The following is a 1339-nucleotide window of genomic DNA, read 5'->3' as shown; positions in this document are numbered from 1 at the left end:
TGAAGGGCCTGTCCCACCCCACCACCTCCATCCGCGGCAACATCTTCGGCATGGTCGGCATGGCCATCGCCATCCTGACCACCGCCGCGCTGATCGTGCAGCTCTCCGGCGGCAAGGCCCTCGGCATGGCCTGGGTGCTGCTGGGCCTGGTCGTGGGCGGCGGCTATGGCGCCTACCGCGCCAAGACGGTCGAGATGACCCAGATGCCCGAGCTCGTGGCCTTCTTCCACAGCATGATCGGCCTCGCAGCCGTCTTCATCGCCGTGGCGGCGGTGGTGGAGCCCTGGGCCTTCGGCATCACGCCGCTGCCGGTGGCGGCCTCCGGCACGGTCAACACGCCCGACGGCGCGATGATCGTCGACGGTTTCCTGCGCTACGCGATTCCGGCGGGCAACCGGCTGGAGCTGTTCCTGGGTGCGGCCATCGGCGCCATCACCTTCAGCGGCTCGGTCATTGCCTTCGGCAAGCTCTCGGGCAAGTACAAGTTCCGCCTGTTCCAGGGGGCGCCCGTGCAGTTCAAGGGCCAGCACATGCTGAACCTCGTGCTGGGGCTGCTGACCATTGCGCTGGGCCTGCTGTACGTGGCCACCGAGAGCTGGCTGGCCTTCCTCGCGATGGTGATCCTGGCCTTCGTGATGGGCGTGCTSATCATCATCCCGATCGGCGGGGCGGACATGCCGGTGGTGGTGTCCATGCTCAACAGCTACTCGGGCTGGGCGGCYGCGGGCATCGGCTTCAGCCTGAACAACGCGATGCTGATCGTGGCGGGCTCCTTGGTGGGCTCCTCGGGTGCGATCCTGAGCTACATCATGTGCAAGGCGATGAACCGCTCGTTCTTCAACGTGATCCTGGGCGGTTTCGGCGGCGAGGCGGCTGCGGCCACGGGCGGCGCCAAGGAGCAGCGGCCAGTGAAGAGCGGCAGCGCGGACGACGCGGCCTTCGTGCTCTCCAAYGCCGAGACGGTCATCATCGTGCCSGGCTACGGCCTCGCGGTGGCCAGAGCCCAGCACGCGGTGAAGGAACTCGCGCAGAAGCTCACCGAGCACGGCGTGACGGTSAAGTACGCGATCCACCCGGTGGCCGGGCGCATGCCGGGGCACATGAACGTGCTGCTGGCCGARGCCGAGGTGCCCTACGACCAGGTCTTCGAGATGGAGGACATCAACGGCGAGTTCGGCCAGGCCGATGTRGCGATCATCCTCGGGGCCAACGACGTGGTGAACCCTGCGGCGCTGCAGAAGGGCACGCCGATCTACGGCATGCCGATCCTGGAGGCCTACAAGGCCAAGACGGTGATCGTGAACAAGCGAAGCATGGCCGCGGGCTACGCGGGGCTGGA

Annotated in this window: 1 protein-coding gene; it reads left to right on the top strand. The window is 67.3% G+C overall.

Annotated features, from left to right (window positions below; all coding sequences use genetic code 11):
* The coding region (locus AC1DHL_RS29625; RefSeq protein WP_478164313.1) for an NAD(P)(+) transhydrogenase (Re/Si-specific) subunit beta at window positions 1-1339 on the top strand (1339 nt) is incomplete at both ends.

The sequence above is a fragment of the Variovorax sp. 10L426 genome (genome assembly GCF_056395305.1).
Note: the sequence above shows the minus strand (reverse complement) of the source record. Positions and strands in the feature narration are given on the sequence as shown.